At 67.7% G+C, this 17188-nt stretch carries 15 protein-coding genes and 1 pseudogene; 3 read left to right on the top strand and 13 right to left on the bottom strand.

Annotation, left to right across the window (positions count from 1 at the left end):
* Position 1: 1 nt before the first annotated feature.
* From C7411_RS28730 to C7411_RS28695, 8 genes are all read right to left on the bottom strand, one after another.
* The gene (locus C7411_RS28730) at positions 2-1201 is read right to left on the bottom strand and encodes a flagellar basal body P-ring protein FlgI (protein ID WP_110387267.1); all 1200 of its coding nucleotides are present in this window, start codon (positions 1199-1201) and stop codon (positions 2-4) included.
* The gene (locus tag C7411_RS28725) at positions 1195-1908 is read right to left on the bottom strand and encodes a flagellar basal body L-ring protein FlgH (RefSeq protein ID WP_110387266.1); all 714 of its coding nucleotides are present in this window, start codon (positions 1906-1908) and stop codon (positions 1195-1197) included. Before C7411_RS28725 ends, C7411_RS28730 begins: the two co-directional genes overlap by 7 nt.
* A 32-nt stretch (positions 1909-1940) precedes the next feature.
* A complete protein-coding gene (gene flgG, locus C7411_RS28720) occupies positions 1941-2729 on the bottom strand; it encodes a flagellar basal-body rod protein FlgG (protein WP_110387341.1) in 789 nt (262 codons plus the stop codon).
* A 72-nt stretch (positions 2730-2801) separates the two neighbouring features.
* Positions 2802-3560 carry a flagellar basal-body rod protein FlgF gene (gene flgF / locus C7411_RS28715; protein WP_110387265.1) on the bottom strand — a complete coding sequence of 253 codons (759 nt, stop codon included), beginning with the start codon at positions 3558-3560 and terminating at the stop codon, positions 2802-2804.
* 27 nt (positions 3561-3587) lie between these two features.
* Positions 3588-4832 carry a flagellar hook protein FlgE gene (gene flgE, locus C7411_RS28710; RefSeq protein WP_110387264.1) on the bottom strand — a complete coding sequence of 415 codons (1245 nt, stop codon included), beginning with the start codon at positions 4830-4832 and terminating at the stop codon, positions 3588-3590.
* A gap of 38 nt (positions 4833-4870) precedes the next feature.
* Positions 4871-5515, bottom strand: coding sequence for a flagellar hook assembly protein FlgD (locus tag C7411_RS28705; protein WP_110387340.1), 645 nt, complete (start codon positions 5513-5515; stop codon positions 4871-4873).
* 192 nt (positions 5516-5707) lie between these two features.
* Positions 5708-6133, bottom strand: a complete 426-nt coding sequence (gene flgC / locus C7411_RS28700) for a flagellar basal body rod protein FlgC (RefSeq protein WP_042269015.1) — start codon at positions 6131-6133, stop codon at positions 5708-5710.
* Positions 6134-6226: 93 nt separating this feature from the next.
* A complete protein-coding gene (locus C7411_RS28695) occupies positions 6227-6742 on the bottom strand; it encodes a flagellar basal body protein (RefSeq protein WP_110387263.1) in 516 nt (171 codons plus the stop codon).
* Positions 6743-6998: 256 nt separating this feature from the next.
* Between C7411_RS28695 and flgA the strand changes: the two genes are divergently transcribed.
* The 3 genes from flgA (at position 6999) to C7411_RS28680 (ending at position 9296) form a co-directional block, all read left to right on the top strand.
* Positions 6999-8291 (top strand): flagellar basal body P-ring formation chaperone FlgA, encoded by a 1293-nt coding sequence (gene flgA / locus C7411_RS28690; protein ID WP_110387262.1) that lies wholly within the window; start codon positions 6999-7001, stop codon positions 8289-8291.
* A 168-nt stretch (positions 8292-8459) separates the two neighbouring features.
* On the top strand, positions 8460-8801 hold the full coding sequence (gene flgM / locus C7411_RS28685) for a flagellar biosynthesis anti-sigma factor FlgM (RefSeq protein WP_110387261.1): 342 nt from the start codon (positions 8460-8462) through the stop codon (positions 8799-8801).
* A gap of 51 nt (positions 8802-8852) precedes the next feature.
* Positions 8853-9296 (top strand): flagella synthesis protein FlgN, encoded by a 444-nt coding sequence (locus tag C7411_RS28680; protein ID WP_110387260.1) that lies wholly within the window; start codon positions 8853-8855, stop codon positions 9294-9296.
* A 168-nt stretch (positions 9297-9464) separates the two neighbouring features.
* Here C7411_RS28680 and C7411_RS28675 read toward each other — a convergent pair whose 3' ends face one another.
* From C7411_RS28675 to flhB, 5 genes and pseudogenes are all read right to left on the bottom strand, one after another.
* Positions 9465-10196, bottom strand: coding sequence for an RNA polymerase sigma factor FliA (locus C7411_RS28675; RefSeq protein ID WP_110387259.1), 732 nt, complete (start codon positions 10194-10196; stop codon positions 9465-9467).
* 287 nt (positions 10197-10483) lie between these two features.
* Positions 10484-11335: pseudogene (locus C7411_RS28670) on the bottom strand (MinD/ParA family ATP-binding protein); the annotation flags it as partial.
* A complete protein-coding gene (gene flhF / locus C7411_RS28665; RefSeq protein WP_110387258.1) occupies positions 11328-13379 on the bottom strand; it encodes a flagellar biosynthesis GTPase FlhF in 2052 nt (683 codons plus the stop codon). The pseudogene C7411_RS28670 and the gene flhF, both read right to left, overlap by 8 nt.
* 273 nt (positions 13380-13652) lie before the next feature.
* Complete coding sequence (gene flhA, locus C7411_RS28660; RefSeq protein WP_110387257.1) at positions 13653-15752, bottom strand: flagellar biosynthesis protein FlhA; 2100 nt, start codon at positions 15750-15752, stop codon at positions 13653-13655.
* The gene (flhB, locus tag C7411_RS28655; protein WP_110387256.1) at positions 15749-17062 is read right to left on the bottom strand and encodes a flagellar biosynthesis protein FlhB; all 1314 of its coding nucleotides are present in this window, start codon (positions 17060-17062) and stop codon (positions 15749-15751) included. The genes flhA and flhB overlap by 4 nt, the downstream gene beginning before the upstream one ends.
* Positions 17063-17188 lie beyond the last annotated feature (126 nt).

Genomic DNA, 17188 nt, shown 5'->3' with positions numbered 1-17188 from the left:
CTTAGATGATCTCGAGATCGGCGCGCAGTGCACCCGCCGCCTTCATCGCCTGCAGGATCGACATCAGATCCGCAGGCGTCGCGCCCAGCGCGTTGAGCGCCTTCACGACCTCGGCGAGATTGGCGCCCGCCGTGACGAGCTTGAGCGATCCGTTGTCCTGCTTCAGCTGGATCTGCGACTGGCGCGTCGCCACCGTCTGGCCATTGGAGAACGCGCCGGGCTGGCTCACCGCCGTCTGCGTGTTGACGACGACCGAGAGATTGCCGTGCGCGACCGCGCAGCTCTCCAGCGTCACCATCTGGTTCATGACGATCGAGCCGGTGCGCGCGTTCAGGATCACCTTCGCAGCCGGCGTGGCCGGATTCACGTTGAGGTCCTGGATCTGCGCGATGAAGCCCACCTGCGACGCCGGGTCGGCCGGCCCGCGCACCTGGATCGTGCGGCCGTCGAGCGGCGAGGCCGTACCCGGGCCGAACATGTTGTTGACGGCCGAGACGATGCGCTGCGTCGTGTCGTAGTCCATGTCGTTGACGGTCAGCGTGAGCAGACCGCCTTGCTGCGCAACCGGCGAGACCACCGCGCGCTCGACGATCGCACCGCCCGCGATGCGGCCCGCGGCGAGCTGGTTCACCTGCACCCTGCTGCCGTTGGCCGAGGCGCCCGCGCCGCCCACGGCCACGTTGCCCTGCGCGAGCGCGTAGACCTGGCCGTCGGCGCCCTTGAGCGGCGTGAGCAGCAGCGTGCCGCCGCGAATGCTCTTGGCGTTGGCGAGCGACGACACGGTGACGTCGATCTGCTCGCCGGGCCGCGCGAACGGCGGCAGCACGGCGGTCACCATCACGGCAGCGACGTTCTTCAACTGCATGTTGTTGAGCGTCGACGAAGAGCCCGACGAGCTCGACGTGTTGTTGATCGAGATGCCGAGGTTCGCGAGCATGTTCGCGAGCGTCTGCGTGGTGAACGGCGCCTGGGTGGTCTGGTCGCCGGTGCCGTCGAGACCCACCACGAGGCCGTAGCCGATGAGCGGGTTGTCGCGCACGCCCTGGAAGGTCGCGAGGTCTTTCACGCGCTCGGCGCGCGCCGGCGTCGCGTAGGCGACGAGTGCGCCGCAGGCCAGCACGAAGCCGAACGCCACGCCGATGGCGGCGAGCACGTCCTTCACGCGCGAGTGGCGCGAACGATGGAAGCGGATCTTCACCATGGCGCGATGTTCAGGAAAAAGCGTTGCAGCCAGCCCATCGTTTCGGCTTCGTCGATCACGCCCTTGGCGGAGTATTCGATCTTCGCGTCGGCGACGTCGGTCGAGAGCACGGAGTTGTCGCCGGCAACCGTGTTCGGGTTGACGACGCCGGAGAAGCGCACGAATTCATTGCCCTGGTTGATGAGCATCTGCTTCTCGCCCGAGACGACGAGATTGCCGTTGGGCAGCACGTTCGTCACGGTGACGGTAATGACGCCCGTGAACGTGTTCGAGGCGTTCGCGCCGCCCGTGGCGTCGAACTGGTTCGCGCCCGTCGTATTCAGGTTCGCGCGGTTGAAGAAGCCCGGCAGGAAGTTCGCGGTGCCCGAGAAGCTCGTGCTGGTGCCGCGCTTGGTGGCCGCGCCCGATGACTTGGTTGCGTTGATGTTTTCGGAGATGACGATCGTGAGGATGTCGCCGATATTGCGCGGACGCTGGTCCTCGAAGAGCGGCCGCCCCGCGTAGCCGGGGTTGTAAATCGCGCCCGGCGAGGTGTTCACGGGCGGCGCGGGCGGCACGGCCGTCATGGGCTGCTGCGTGATCGGCTGCCGGTTGGGAATGTAGGCGCAGCCCGCCAGCATCGCGAGCGCCACAGCCGCCGCGAGCGTCCGGGCATTGCCCGGATGCCGCGCGCGGATGCGAGGAGGGTTTCGAACGGACTGCGACATATTCTTCACCGACTTGATTAACCAGGGAGACCTCAGACCTGCATCTGGCTGAGGGTTTGCAGCATCTGGTCGGAAGTGGTGACCGCCTTGCTGTTGATTTCGTAGGCGCGCTGCGTCTCGATCATGTTCACGAGCTCTTGCACGACGTTCACGTTCGACGATTCGACGTAGCCCTGGTTGAGCGTGCCCGAAGCGTTCTGGCCCGGCGTGGAAATCGTGGGCGCGCCCGACGAGGCCGTTTCCGACAACAGGTTCTGCCCGTTCGACTGCAGGCCGGCCGGGTTGATGAACATGGCGAGCTGCAGCGTGCCGATGGTCGTGTTGTTGCTCGTGCCCGGCGTCGTGACCGTCACCACGCCGTCGCTGCCGATGGTGAGCGAGGTGGCGTTGGCGGGCACGGTGATCGCCGGGATCACCTGGTAGCCGCTCGCCGTCACGAGCTGGCCTTGCGAGTTGGTCTGGAACGAGCCGTCGCGCGTGTAGGCCGTCGTGCCGTCGGGCATCTGCACCTGGAAGAAGCCCGCGCCGTTGATCGCCACGTCCTTCGAGTTGCCGGTCTGCTGCAGGTTGCCCTGCGTGTAGAGACGCTCGGTCGCCACCTGCTGCACGCCCGTGCCCACCTGGCTGCCCGAAGGCAGTTCGGTTTGCTGCGTCGAGTTCGCGCCCGGCTGGCGCAGCGTCTGGTACATGAGGTCCTCGAACACCGCGCGCGAGCCCTTGAAGCCATTGGTGCTCACGTTCGCGAGGTTGTTCGAGATCACGTCCATCTGCGACTGCTGGGCCTGCATGCCGGTGGCGGCGATATAGAGCGATCGGTTCACGGTGTCTTTCTCCCGGTCCGGCTTCGCGCGCGTCGTGCGGCGCGAAGCGGCCTTCATTTAACTTGAAATGGCTTAGCTGAAGTTGAGCAGCTGGTTCGCGCTCTGCTCGTTCTGGTCCGCGTTCTGGAGCAGCTTGGTCTGCATCTGGAACTGGCGCGCGTTGGTGATCATCGAGACCATCGCCGCCACCGGGTTCACGTTGCTGCCCTCGATCGACTCGGTCGCGATCTGCACGGTCTGGTCCGCGTCGGCGGGGTTGCCGTCCGCGGTGTGGAACAAACCGTCGTCGCCGCGCGTGAGCGCGCCTGCCGGCGGGTTGACGAACTTGATCTGGTCGATCATGGCGATCGCGTTGGCGGGACTGCCCGGCGCGATGGCCGAAACCGTGCCGTCCTTGCCGATCGTGATCGCCGAACCGGGCGGCACCGCGATCGGGCCGCCGCCGCCGATCACCTGCTGGTTGGCCGCCGTGACGAGCTGGCCGTTTTCATCGACGTGCAGGTTGCCCGCGCGCGTATAAGCCTCGTTGCCGTCGGCCGTCTGCACGGCCATGAAGCCCTGGCCCTGAATCGCGATGTCGAGCGGGTTGCCGGTATGCGAGATCGCACCGGGCGTCATGTCCGAGCCAGGCGTCGCCGAGAGCACGAAGGTGCGCGTGGTCTGGTCGTTTACCGTCGAGCCGTCGCCGAACGACATCGGCACGGCGCGGAAGTTGGCGAGCTGCGCGCGAAAGCCCGTGGTCGAGACGTTCGCGAGATTGTTCGCGACGACGGCCTGCTGCTCGAGCGCCTGGCTCGCGCCCGTCATCGCGGTATAGATCAGTCGGTCCATGATGTGCCCGGTACGTGGTTAGACGCGTTACATCTGCAGCAGCGTCTGGTCGACGGTCTGCTGCGTCTTGATGGTCTGCGCGTTCGCCTGATAGTTGCGCTGGGCCGTGATCAGGTCGACGAGCTGGTTCGTCAGGTCGACGTTCGACGCTTCGAGCGCGCCGCCCGTGAGCGTGCCGTGGTTCGTGCTGCCCGGCGTGGAGACCTGCGCGACGCCCGAAGCCGCCGTTTGCTGGAACTGGTTGCCGCCCAGGTTCAGGAGGCCGTTCGGGTTGTTGAAGTTGGCGAGCACGATCTGGCCGAGCGCCATGGTCTGGCCGTTCGAGTAATTGCCGGTGATGGTGCCGTCCGCACCGATCGAGAAGTTCGAGAGCGTGCCGCTCGCGTAGCCGTCCTGAGCGAGGTTGTTCACGCCGTTGGCCGAGCCGTACTGCGTCGTGCCCGCGAGGTCGAGCGTCAGCGACTGAGGCGTCGTGGAGCCGTCCGTCGGCGCAATGTTGAAGGTGAGCGACGTGGTGCCGTTGCTCGTCACGCCGTTGGCCGCATCGGGGGTAATGCCCTGGAGCGCGCCGGACGAGCTGAACTGCGCCGTGCCGAGCTTCACGACCGAGCCGGGCTGACCCGCATACACGTCCCACTGGCCGCTCGTCGCGTCTTTGGCGAAGTACATGTTGACCGTCTGGGCGCCGCCGAGCGTGTCGTAGGCCGTGACCGACGTCGAATACGTGTAGCTCGTCGAGTCGGTTTCGCTGAAGGGCGTCGTGGTGGGCTTCGTCGCCTGCGCGTTCAGGTTCAGCTGCGCGGTAATGTTCTTCGTGGCGACCGGCGCGATGTTGGTGGTCGGCACCTGGAGCGGCACGGTCTGCGCGGTGTTGATCACGCCGGTCGAACTCGCGGCATAGCCCATCAGGTCGTTGCCCGACGCGTCGGTGATAAAGCCGTTCTTGTTGAGCTGGAACACGCCGTTACGCGAGTACGTGACCGTGCCGTTGTTCGACATCTGGAAGAAGCCGTTGCCGTTGATGGCGACGTTCAGCGCCTGGCCCGTCGTGTTGATCGTGCCTTGCGCGAAGTCCTGCTGCACGGTCTGCAGCGAGGCACCGAGGCCGATCTGGTTGCCCACCGACGTCGCGATGGTGTTCGCGTAGACGTCGGCGAACTGCGCCGTGCTCTGCTTGAAGCCCACGGTGTTCGCGTTGGCGATGTTGTTGCCGATCACGTCGAGGTCGTTCGACGACGCGGCGAGGCCGCTCAATCCTTGCTGGTAGCCCATGTTTTTCTACTCCGCGCTTTTCGCGTTGTCTATCGTGTTCAGAGAATGGCGCCCACGCTCGAAAGCGGGACGGTCTTGCCGTTGGCGAGCGAGAGGCTCGGGTTGCCGTCCGGCTGCTGGACCACGCCCTGCACCTGGCTCGCGACGAGCGGGGTTGCCGTGGCGGACTGGCCGTTGGTCGTCGCGCTGGCGGCGATCGTGTAGGTGCCGTCGGCGACCGTGTTGCCCGCGCTGTCCTTGCCGTTCCAGGTGACCGGCACGGTGCCGGCCGACTGCGCGCCGAGGTCGAGCGTGTTGACGACCTGGCCTGCCGAGTTGGTGATCGTGAGCTTCACGTCCGAAACCGCCGAAGGCAGCGTCACGCCGAGCTGCGGCGCGCTGCCGCTCGAGACGGCGGCGCTGCTGCCCGGGGCGAGCACGGTCGAACCGATGAGCAGCGCGGCCTGCGCGTTCTGGCCCGCCGAAAGCTGCGTGGAGAGCGACGTCAGCGACGTGTTGAGCTGCTGGATGCCCGACACCGTGTTGATCTGGGCGAGCTGCGAGGTCATCTGCGAGCTGTCCATCGGATTGGTCGGGTCCTGGTTCTGCAGCTGCGCGACGAGCAACTGCAGGAACGTGGACTGCAGGTCGCTCGCGCTCGTGCCGCTCGATGACGACGACGAACTCGAGCTCGTGCCGTTCATGGTGTCGAGCAGTTGCTGCGACACAGTGGCGGTGCTGCCGCCAATGGTTGTGTTGCTGGAACTCAACGCGTTCTCCCTCGATTGCGCTTCGTGCTTGGCGTGTGGTGGTGGCGGGCGCGGTTTCGTTTCGCGCCGGCTGGTCTCTGTATGACTGCAGTCTGTCTTCTTGCTGCGGCGTGCCGTGCTTCAGCTTCAGGTTCCGATCGTCAATGTCTTGAGCATCAACTGCTTGGCCGTGTTCAGCGTTTCGACGTTGGCCTGATACGAGCGCGACGCCGAGATCATGTTCACCATCTCCTGCACCGGATCCACGTTGGGCATCGTCACGTAGCCATCCGCGTTGGCTGAAGGATTGTCGGGGTCGTAGGTCTGTTTCATGGGCGTGGGGTCGTCCACCACGCCGGTCACCCTGACGCCGCCCACCTGCTGGCCCGAGGCCGTGCGCGCGCCGCCGAGCGGGTTGACCGCGAACACGACCTGCTTCGCCTTGTACGGCTGGCCGTCGGGGCCGGTCGTGCTGTCGGCGTTGGCGAGATTGGACGCCGTCACGTTCAGACGCTGCGATTCCGCCGTCATGGCGGAGCCCGCAACGCTGAAGATGTTCATCAGGGATGGCATGGTTTCGTTGACCTCACATCAGGTGCGCGTCGCGCGCGCGTTGGTCGTTCATGGCTTCGTTACTGCGTTTTCCGGCTGCGCCGCCTGCGGCGATCAGCTCGAACCCGAGGTGATCGCGGAGAGCATCGTCTTGATCTGCTGCGAGACCACTGTCATGCCCGACTCGAAGTGCAGCGCGTTGTCGGCGAACTGCACGCGCTCCGTGTCGAGATCGACCGTGTTGCCGTCGAGCGCGGGCTGCACCGGCGTGCGGTACATGAGCTGGCTCTTGTAGGTATCGGCCGGGCCGCCCGTCGGGATCAGCTTCGCGTCGCCGGCCATGTGGCCCGACTCCGTGGCCGCCATCTGCATGCCGCTCGTCACGCCCGCGGGCTGCGCCATGGCGAGCGGCTGGGCGTTGCCGCCCGACGTGGCCGCCATGCCCACCGTGCCGCCCGCGCCCTGCTGGCGCAGCGCGCCAGCCAGCGAAGCCGCGAAGTCCACGTCGCGCGCCTGGTAGCCCGGCGTGTCGGCGTTCGCGATGTTCGAAGAGATCAATGCCTGCCGCGTGGCGCGCACATCGAGCGCTTCGCGCCCAAAGGCGAATTCGGCATCGAGTTTGTCCAGCATCGGGCGTTCTCCGTGAAACGAAAAGGATTCGGCGTGAGCGCGGCGGGCCCGCCAGCGGCGGGAAAACCGGTGCAGGCGCGGCGCAAACGTTAGGCGCGCAGCCCGAAGGCCTTTGCGCATGGAGTGGAATATTAGGCGGGGGTGGCAAGAACCAATCGGACGAATAGCCGGTAAAGCGCCCCTCTATTCGACGCAAGCGCGCGAGGGCCGCCGCCTAGAATGCGAGGCGTGTCAATGCATTCGATGGAGAACGACAATGCCGCAGACTGCCACTTCCCGCAGGCCGTACGCCGGCCTGGTGCGGCGTGCGCGCGCGCTGTCGTGGGGCGCGTCCTGGGCGTGCGCGCTTGCGTGCGCCCTTGGTGGAACGCTCGCTCATGCGCAAACCGCGCCGCAACCCGAGGGTGCTGGCGGCCAGATCTTTATCGCGGGCCCCGGCGACCGCTCGGGCTCCGACGCCGCGCAGATGAACGCGCTGCTCGCGAGCAACGCGAAGAAGCCCGCCGCGGCCGTGGCGAGCATTGCACCCGCCAGTGATGCCGCACCGCTGCGCGCGGCCAGCTACGCCGATCTGAATTCGCGCGGCGTGCCCGAGGATGCGCGCGCGGGCGTCGATTCGAACGGCATGATCACGATTCCGGGTCCCGGCGAGCGCGCGCCCCAAGGCGACGCACCGCGCATCGTCACGGTTCCCGCGCCGGGCGCGAGCGCCCAGCCCGTGCGCGTGCCGGCGGCCAACGCAAACAACGCGGGCACGCTCGAGCGCGTGAACCTGTCGAGCGCAGCGAACCGCGTCGCGCCGGTGGTCGTGGACGCTGGCGCGACGGCGCTCGCGGGCGCGAAACCGGTTGCCGGCGCAAGCACCAGCGCGCCGCCTAACCCCAATACCAGCGGCGTCGCCACGAACGTGCAGGCCACGCCGCCGGGCCAGCAGGACGGCGAATCCATCCGCGCCGCCGCGCTCGCCTTCCTGCAGCAGCAGTCGGCGGGCTTGCCGGGCCGCGTGAGCATCACGGTTGCGCCGGTGTTTCCGCGCGGCCTCGCGGCCTGCACTTCGCTCGAGCCGTTCATGCCGCCCGGCGCGCGCACCTATGGCCACACGACCGTGGGCGTGCGCTGCATCGGCGCGAAGCCGTGGACGCTCTATGTGAGCGCGCGCATTGCCGTGGACGTGACCTACTACGTCGCCTCGCGCCAGATCGGCGCGGGCGAAGCGCTTTCGGCCGCCGACTTCATGCCGCGCGCGGGCGATCTCGCGAACCTGCCGCAGACCATCGTCACCGATCCCAGGCAGGCGACGGGCGCCGTCGCGCTCGCGCGCATCGCCGCGGGACTGCCGCTGCGCACCGACATGCTGCGCAGCGCCGCTTCGGTGGTCATCGGACAGACGGTCAAGGTGATCGCCGTGGGCAGCAACTTCACGATCTCGGCCGAGGGCAGCGCGCTCAACAACGCCGAGCCCGGCCAGCAGGTGCGCGTGCGCACGAGCGGCGGCCAGATCATCTCGGGCGTGGTCAAGGACGCAGGTACCGTGCAGGTGCAAATCTAGGGCCGGAAAGGGCCGGATCAGGGCGCATCGACCCCGTCCTGCGGCCCGATCCGGCGCTTCCGCCTTTGCGCGCCAGCACACGTAACAGCATGTAACGATGGACTTTTCGGCTAAAGTTCGGCCCGGCCTGTGCCGTTATCAAGGTCAAATCGATCAGGAAAGCCCATCGTGAAAGTTGACTCCTCCACCCGCAATGGTCCGCGCACGCTGCAGGACGGCCTCGCGCGCACGCAAGCCGATTCGACCGGCCTAAGCGCCGCCGGCACCGACACCGCGGCCGCCTCCGGCGCGACCGGCGCTGCTCAAGGCGGCGCGAACGTAAGCCTCTCGTCGCTCTCGTCGACGCTGCGCTCGCTCGCGGCGAGCGGCTCCGCCGACATCGACACGGCTCACGTGCAGTCGATCAAGGACGCGATCCGCAACGGCACGTTGCAGATCGACTCCGGCAAGATTGCCGACGGCGTGATCCAGACCGCCCGCGACCTCATGAAGCCGACGTCGGGCAACTGACGTTCGACGCACGAGCGCCGCGCAAACCTCTCTTTTTTTTGGTGCCTAGCAATGAAAGATGCCTTGTTGGCCACACTGATCGACGAACACGCCACGGTTGAGGCGTTCGCGTCGCTGCTCGCCTATGAAGAGAAGGCGCTCGTGTCGGCCGACGGCATGGAGGCGCTGCCGCAGATCGTCGAGCAGAAGACGACGCTCACGCAGCGTCTCGCGGGCCTTGAAAAGGCGCGCGACGCGCAACTGGCCAGCCTCGGCCTGCCGGGCGGCCGCAAAGGCATCGAAATGGCGTGCGACGGCGACACGCGTCTTGCAAGCCAGTGGGCGCTGCTCAAGGGATCGACCGAGCGCGCGCGTCGCAAAAATCTGACGATCGGCATGATGATCCGCACGCGCATGGAGCATAACCGCCGCGCGCTCTCGATCCTGCGCGGCGAAACGGGCAACGGCGCGATGCTGTACGGTCCCGATGGCCGGCTGCCGGCGTTCGGGCTGTAAGCGCGTACGGACGGCGTCACGCCAAAGACAAAAGCCGGAGCGGCGACGCTTCGGCTTTTGTCTTTGTACGAGCCCAGTCCACCCCAAAAAAAAGCCGGAGCGCTCTCGCACCCCGGCTCTTTCACCGCACCCGGTCCGCGCTGACAACCGCGCGCACCGCCGATCGCGTCAACTCTCCTGGCCGGCCCACGACATCTCGCGCAGCCGCGTGCGCAAGCGCGCCACCGCCTGGCTGTGCAGCTGGCATACGCGCGACTCGCTCACCTCCATCACCGCGCCGATTTCGCGCAGATTCATGCCGCGCTCGTAATAGAGCGACATCAGCAGCTTCTCGCGCTCGGGCAGCCGCTCGATCGCCTCGACGAGCGCGCCGCGCAGGCTGTCGTCGAGCAGCGCCGAAAGCGGGTCCGAGTGATCGACGCAGTAACGGTCGAGGAACGGTTCGTCCTCGGCGGAGCGGTCGAAGTCTTCGTAGTAGATGAGCTGGCTGCCGTGCAGGTCCTGCAGCATGCTCTGATATTCGTCGAGCGGCATGCTCAGATGCTCGGCGATCTCCGTTTCGCTGGCCGAGCGCCCGAGCCGCTGCTCCACCTTGTGCACCGCGCTTTCCACTTCGCGCGAGGTGCGGCGCAGGCTACGCGGCAGCCAGTCGTTGCTGCGCAGCTCGTCGAGCATCGCGCCGCGAATGCGCTGGCTCGCGTAGGTCTCGAACTGCGCGCCCTGATCTTCCTTGTAGCGGTTGGCCGCGTCGAGCAGGCCGATCATGCCGGCCTGGATCAGGTCGTCGAGGTCCACGCTCGCCGGCATCTTGGCGACGAGCTGCAAGCCGAGCCGCCTCACGAGCGGCGCGTACTTCGCGAGCACGTCGGCCTGCGAAATTTTTCCTTGAGCGTTATACATCGTGCTCTCCACTTCTCATGTCCCTGATTGGCGTCGTCGTGCGCACGTCAGACGTGCTGCGGCGACGTCCGCTGCGCGGGCGTATCGGTGCGCCAGCCCACATGGGCCGGCGCGGCCGCGGATGTTGCGTTGGGTGCGGGATGCACACCCGTCACGGCCGCCACGAACGAATCGGCGTTCGCGGCGAGCGTGCTGTGTGCGGCGTTTGCTGCATGGGCAGCGTGTGGCTGGACGCCGGCTTGCAGCGCGCCGTCCGGCTCGTCGGCGGGTGCGTGGCCCGCCGCTTCATGTTCTTCGTCCGTCGCGCCGAACGCTGCGGCCGCGCGCGCCGTGGCCGGCGAGCACGCCGAGACCGCGGGCCGCATCGGCCAGTGCGGCAATTCGGCGGCCACGTGGCGGAAATCGCGCGCGGCGGCCGTCGACGGAAATGCATCGACGATGCAGCGTGCGAGCCTGAGCGCCTGCGCCATGTGCTGATCGGCGGCGACGCTTCCCGCGCTTTCGAGCGACACGCTCAGGTAGCGGCTCGCCACCCCGGCGAGGTTCTCGATCGCGGTCTGCGCGTCGCTCGCGTTCGCCACATGATTCGCCAGTACGCGAAACTGCGCGATCGCATGCGCGAAGTGCAGCCGTTTCATGCACGCGTAGGCATCCGTGATCGACTGCGCGCCGATGCGCATCACGATCAGCACGTCGTGCGCGTGCATGGCGAGCGGCGAAAGCGCGCCTTCGGCGTCGAGCTGCGCATCGATCAATACGATGTCCGCGGGACCCGAAATGACCTTCCGCAGCTGCGCGGCCGTGTACTGCGCGCGGTTGTCGCGCGAGGCGGCCAGCACGCCGAAGCCGAGCGCATGGCGGCCGACGGCTTCCTCGAGCGTGCGCTCGCCGCGCATGACGGCGGCGAAGCTGCCTGCGCCGCGCACACCGCCTACCTGCGAACAGACCGAGCGGGGTCCCAGACACTCGTCGATCACGAGCACGTCCTTGCCCTGCGCGGTGAGCGCCGCCGCGAGATTGACCACGGCGGTCGTGCGCCCGGGCGAACCTGCGCCGCCCGTCACCGCGACCACGCGCGAGCCTTCGCGTGCGAGAAGCCGCCGCAGCCCTTCGGCCTGATCGATGACGAACTTATCCAAACCTGACCTCGGGAGCCTGCGAATTCGAACGCGTCGAGAGTGCCGACAGCAGCGCCGGGATATCGTCTTCGTGCGGCACGAACGGCGAACTCTCGCGCGGTATGCAAAAAGCGCTGCGGATCAGGAAGCGTCGCGTCGCCACGTAAAGGTTCTCGGGGACCTTCTGGCCCGTCGAGACGTAATACACCGGCAGCTTGTAGCGCAGCACCGTGTCGAGCGCGCTGCCGAGGTTGGTCGCCTCGTCGAGCTTGGTGAGGATGCAGCCCGAGAGCGGCGCGTTGTCCGGGCCGCTCTGGTAGGCCTGCACGACTTCGTTGAGCGTGTCGCCGTGGTTGGTCGCCGAGAGCAGCAAGAGGCGCTGCACCGGGCGGCCCGCGCCGCACAGCATGGCGATCTGGTCGGCCACGGCGCGGTCGCGCTGACTCATGCCGATCGTGTCGATCAGCACGATGTGCTTGTTCTTGAGTTCGGTGAGCGCGAGCTGGAGGTCCGCGCCGTCGCGCACCGCGTGCACCGAAACGCCGAGGATCTTGCCGAAGATGCGCAGTTGCTCGTGGCCGCCGATACGGTAGCTATCGGTGGTGAGCAGCGCGACCTTGCTCGCGCCGAAGCGCATCACGCAGCGCGCGGCGAGCTTCGCCGTGGTCGTGGTCTTGCCCACGCCCGTCGGGCCCATCAGCGCGAACACGCCGCCGCGCTCCATGAGCGCTTCTTCGTCTTCGAGCACGGGCAGGTTCGATTCGAGCACCGACTGGAGCCACTCCATGCCGGCCTCTTCGGTCTGCACTTCGGGCAGGCGGTCGATCATCATCTTCACGAGCTGCGCGGAGAAGCCCGCGGCGAACAACTGCTTGGTGAGCGCGCCCTGCACCGGGCTGCGGCGCTGGCGCTCGCCCCACAGCAGGCCCGCGAACTGCTCTTCCATCATGCCGCGCATGGAGGCGAGCTCGTTCATCACGGTTTCGTTGACGACCTGCTCGATGCGCGCCCGGATCGCTTCGCTCACGGTTTGCGCGGCGCCAGCGCCCTCGGCGCCTTGCGCATTGCGGTTGCCGGGCGCGGGGCCCGCGGCTTCCGGACCGTGGCCGAGGCGCTGCGCGGCGCGGCGCGCGGCGACATGAGCGGCCTCGAGCGCCCAGTCGGGCGTGCTGGCGTCGACATCGGGCGGCAACACCGGGTCGGCGACGCTGCCAAGACCGCGCGCTGCGGCGGCGGCGGGCGTCATGCCCGGCACGCGCGGCGCGTTCTGCTGGCTCACGATGCGGCGGGCGTGGTCGATCAGCCAGGGATTCGACTCGGCCATCGTGCGCGGCGCGTCGCTCGCCGGGGCGGCGGCAGCGGCCTGCTCGAGCCGCGCCGCGGCTTCGCGCGCTGCAGCCTGGGCGTCTGGGTTCGCGGCCGGCGCCGTCGACGCAAACGATGGCGCAAAGGCCGGCGAGGCGAGCGGCCCGGTCGCGGCCTGCAGCGCCATTTGCAGCGGCGAGTGCGCATGCGGGACGGCTTGTTGCGATTGTCGCGATTGCGCGGCCTGCTGACCCGCGGCGGCGCGCGAAGAAGGCGAAAGCGGCGCGATGGCGGCTGACGCGGCCGCCGCTTCCTTGCCGAGCGAGACGGCGCTGTCGGCGGCGTGATCGCCATCCGCATCGGCTTCGGCGTCCGCGCCGCCGTTTTCGGCGCCCACTTCCGGGCTCGCGCCGAACACCGACGAGAACACGTCCGGCATGCCGCTCGCGTACGGGTTCGCTGCGCCGATCGGAGCAGCGAGCGCCGCGCGCGGCGTACGCGACATTGGCGTCATGGCGGCGGAAGGCTGCGCGAACGCGGCGCCTTGACCACCCTGAGCCGCGAGGCCACCGGGGCCTTGCGCGGCGGCAGCATCGGCCGGCGCGATCGCCGCGAGATCGCGGTCCGCGAGCGCGACGATTTCGACGCTGCCGTCGTCGAGCGTACGGTTCGACAGAACGACGGCGTCCGCACCCAACGCTTCGCGTACGAGCCGTAACGCGTCGCGGCTGGTGCCACCGATGAATTTGCGAATGTTCAAGCTAAGCCCCTGATGAGGTGAGCGGCTTATGCCGCCGCCGGTCGTCTGTTGCGGGAATGGCGCTGGATGGCTACCGGCCTGGCGTCGTGTGCAAGGCCTTTTCCGATGTTGGAATTATTTCGAAGGTGGGCGCTCCATGATCGATGGATCAGGGCGGAAAAATGCGGGCAATTCGCGGAATCGGTGGCGGGGGGGCGCGGGAGGGAGAAGTGGCGCGCGGCCCGCAAAAAGCGGGCTCTTTTTCTGTGCGGTGCGGCAACGCGCGCGGCGCGATCAATGCGCCCCGATCACGTTCACCACCTTCACGTTGCGCGTATCCGGCACCTCGGCATACGACAGGACCTTGAGCTGCGGCAGGCTGCGGCGCAGGAAGCGCGAGAGCATGGGCCGCAGCGCGTGCTGCACGAGCATCACGGGCGCGAGGCCCAGCGCCTGCTGACGCCCCATCGCCTGCTCGGTCTGCGTGAGCAGCGTATGCGCGAGCCCCGGTTCGAGGCCTGGGTTCGGGCCCGAGGTGAGCGTCTGCGAAAGCACGCGCTCGAGGTTCGCGTCGAGGCCCATCACCTGCATGTCGGCGTTGCCGGGAAACCATTGCTGCGTGATCGCGCGGCCAAGCGCGATGCGCACCGCCGCCGTCAGATCGTGTGCATCGGTGATGCGCGGCGTGTGCTCCGCGAGCGCTTCCATGATCGTGCGCATGTCGCGGATCGGCACGCCTTCTTCCAGCAGGTTCTGCAGCACCTTCTGCAGCGTCGTGACGGGCAGCACCTTCGGCACGAGGTCGTCCACGAGCGAAGGCGTGTCCTTCTGCACGCGCTCGAGCAGCGCCTGCACTTCGCGGCGCCCGAGCAGTTCCGCCGCGTGCGTGACGACGAGGTGATTCAGGTGCGTCGCCACCACCGTGCTCGAATCGACCACGGTGTAGCCGAACACCTGCGCCTGCTCGCGCACGTTCGAATCGATCCACACCGCGGGCAGGCCGAACGCCGGGTCCGTGGTCGGCGTGCCGGGCAGCACCGCGCTCACCTGGCCCGGGTTGATCGCGAGCCACTGGCCCGGGTAGGCCTCGCCCGTGCCCACTTCCACGCCCTTCAACGCAATCCGGTAGGCGTTCGGGCGCAGTTCCAGGTTGTCGCGAATATGGATGACGGGCGGCAGAAAGCCGATTTCCTGCGCGAACTTCTTGCGGATGCTCTTGATGCGCTTGAGCAGCTCGCCGTCGGTGTTCTTGTCGACGAGCGGGATGATGCGGTAGCCCACTTCGAGGCCGAGCGTGTCGATGAGCGCCACGTCGTCCCAGGTCGCCTCGGCGTTTTCGACGGGCGCAAGCGCGGCGGGCACGGCGTCGGCGATCACGGCGCTCGCCTTCTTCGCCTCGGCGTTCTTCTTCAACGTGCGGCCAAGCTGGATCGCGCCGCCGCCGAGCAGCAGAAACGCGAAGTGCGGCATGCCCGGAATCAGGCCCATCATGACGATGATCGTGCCCGTGATCATCAGGACGCGCGGGTTCGTGAAGAGCTGGCCGGTGAGCTGCGTGCCGATGTCCTCGTTGGTCGCCACGCGCGAGACGATCACGCCGGCCGCCGTGGAAATGACGAGCGACGGAATCTGCGCGACGAGGCCGTCACCGATGGTGAGCAGCGTGTAGGTCTCGCCCGCCGAGGCGAGCGGCATGCCGTGCTGCACGACGCCCACGATCAGGCCGCCCACGATGTTGATCACCATGATCAGCAGACCGGCGATGGCGTCGCCGCGCACGAACTTGCTCGCACCGTCCATCGAGCCGTAGAACTCGGCTTCCTGGGCAATCTCCGTGCGGCGCTTTCTCGCCGCCTCTTCGTTGATGAGGCCCGCGTTCAGGTCGGCGTCGATCGCCATCTGCTTGCCGGGCATCGCGTCGAGCGTGAAGCGCGCGGACACTTCGGCGATCCGGCCCGCGCCCTTCGTGATCACCATGAAGTTGATGACCATGAGGATCACGAACACCACGATACCGACGGCGAAGTTGCCGCCCACGAGGAAGTGGCCGAACGACTCGATCACCTGGCCGGCGGCGCCCGGGCCGGTGTGGCCTTCGAGCAGCACGACGCGCGTGGAGGCCACGTTCAGCGAGAGGCGCAGGAGCGTGGAGAACAGCAGCACGCTCGGGAACGCCGCGAAGTCGAGCGGCTTCATGGTGTACATGCTGACGAGCAGCACCATCACCGAAAGCGCGATGTTGAACGTGAACAGCAGATCCAGCAGGAACGGCGGCAACGGCAGGATCATCATGCCGAGGATCATGCAGATCAGGATCGGTCCCGCCAGCGCGCGCAGATTCGTGCCTTGCAGCATCTCCGGGCGCCGCGCGAGGAAACCGGTGCGGGCGTTCATTCTGTTGCTCCTTCAGTGCCGTCGCGCGCCGGGTTCTTGTCGGCGCGGCCAGCGGCGTTCGATGCGTTGTTTGCGTTCGTGGAATGTGCCGCGTGCGCGCGACTGGCGGCCTCGGCGGCCGCGCGCTCCTCGGGTGTGAGGGCTTCGTCGGCTTCGCCGGCTTCGTCTTCGTCGCTCACCGCGCCCTTGTCCATTTCGGGCGGCACGTCGAGGTCGGTCGGCTCCATCGGCACGTCGCCGCCATGTTCGCGGAAGCGCTTGAGCTGATAGACCCACGCGAGCACCTGCGCAACGGCGCCGTAAAGCGGACCCGGAATCTCGCGGTTGAGGTCGACGTTGTAATAGAGCGCACGGGCGAGCGGCGGCGCTTCGAGCAGCGGCACATTGTTCTCGGCCGCAATCTCGCGGATGCGTGCGGCCACGAGGTTCACCCCCTTGGCGACGACCTTCGGCGCGCGCATCTCGCCGTCGGCGTACTTGAGCGCGACGGCGAAGTGCGTCGGGTTGGTCACGACCACGTCGGCCTTGGGCACCTGGGTCATCATGCGGCGGCGCGCGGCGGCGCGCTGCTGCTGGCGAATGCGCCCCTTCACGTGCGGATCGCCTTCGTTTTCGCGGTGCTCGCGCTTGACCTCTTCCTTGGTCATGCGCAGCTTGCGGTAGTACGACCAGAGCTGGTACGGCACGTCGAGCGCGGCGACCACGAACATGCCGGCGACCGTCATGCCGCAGCACACGCCGATGAGATGCATCGAGTCGGCAAACGCGCGCGCCGCGGGCTGCATGCCGAGCCCGAGAATCTCGTCGCGCCGGCTCCATACCGCCCAGCCGCCGATCACGCCCACCGCGAGCGTCTTGACGAGCGACATGCCGAGCTGGATTGGCCCGTTCACGGAGAAGATCCGCCCAAGCCCCGAGATCGGATTGAGGCGTCCGAAGTTCGGCTGCAGCGACTTCGTCGAAATGAGCCAGCCGCCGAGCGCCAAGGGCGCGAGCAGCGCGGCGAGCCCCGTGAGCGCGAGCACCGGCATGAGCGCCATGAGCCCCTCGCGCGCGGCGACGCCCGCGCCAATGAGCATGCGGCGTGTTTCGAACGCGCCCGCGTGATTGAACGTGAACGCGCCGCGCATCATCGCCTGCAGATGCTCGCCGATCGTGCCGGAGAGCAGCCACGTGCCATAGAAGCCCGCCGAGAGCAGCGCGAACGTCGCCAGTTCCCGGGAACGCGGAACCTGCCCCTCCTCCCGCGCCTTTTCGAGGCGCTTGGGAGTGGCGGATTCGGTTTTCTCGAGGTCGCTGTCCTCAGCCACGCAAGCTCCGGTCGCGGGCGCGCGCCGCTCGTCGCGGCTGCGCGGCTGGCGCGCGCCCTTTTTCAGTGATAGCGATTATTGCCGCGGGAGCCACGCAGCGATTGACGGAGTAAGCCGGGGAAATCG

The organism is Paraburkholderia silvatlantica, from assembly GCF_003096715.1.
Taxonomy (GTDB): domain Bacteria; phylum Pseudomonadota; class Gammaproteobacteria; order Burkholderiales; family Burkholderiaceae; genus Paraburkholderia; species Paraburkholderia silvatlantica.
This window is presented reverse-complemented; position numbering and strand designations above follow the sequence as displayed.

What these genes read in the sequence shown, in the direction of transcription:
- C7411_RS28725 (WP_110387266.1), bottom strand. Translation starts at nt 1,908, where the DNA reads ATGTCGCAGTCCGTTCGAAACCCTCCTCGCATCCGCGCGCGGCATCCG.
- C7411_RS28730 (WP_110387267.1), bottom strand. Translation starts at nt 1,201, where the DNA reads ATGGTGAAGATCCGCTTCCATCGTTCGCGCCACTCGCGCGTGAAGGAC.
- C7411_RS28675 (WP_110387259.1), bottom strand. Translation starts at nt 10,196, where the DNA reads ATGTATAACGCTCAAGGAAAAATTTCGCAGGCCGACGTGCTCGCGAAG.
- flgF (WP_110387265.1), bottom strand. Translation starts at nt 3,560, where the DNA reads ATGGACCGACTGATCTATACCGCGATGACGGGCGCGAGCCAGGCGCTC.
- flhA (WP_110387257.1), bottom strand. Translation starts at nt 15,752, where the DNA reads ATGAACGCCCGCACCGGTTTCCTCGCGCGGCGCCCGGAGATGCTGCAA.
- flgE (WP_110387264.1), bottom strand. Translation starts at nt 4,832, where the DNA reads ATGGGCTACCAGCAAGGATTGAGCGGCCTCGCCGCGTCGTCGAACGAC.
- C7411_RS28695 (WP_110387263.1), bottom strand. Translation starts at nt 6,742, where the DNA reads ATGCTGGACAAACTCGATGCCGAATTCGCCTTTGGGCGCGAAGCGCTC.
- C7411_RS28705 (WP_110387340.1), bottom strand. Translation starts at nt 5,515, where the DNA reads ATGAACGGCACGAGCTCGAGTTCGTCGTCGTCATCGAGCGGCACGAGC.
- flgC (WP_042269015.1), bottom strand. Translation starts at nt 6,133, where the DNA reads ATGCCATCCCTGATGAACATCTTCAGCGTTGCGGGCTCCGCCATGACG.
- flgA (WP_110387262.1), top strand. Translation starts at nt 6,999, where the DNA reads ATGCCGCAGACTGCCACTTCCCGCAGGCCGTACGCCGGCCTGGTGCGG.
- C7411_RS28680 (WP_110387260.1), top strand. Translation starts at nt 8,853, where the DNA reads ATGAAAGATGCCTTGTTGGCCACACTGATCGACGAACACGCCACGGTT.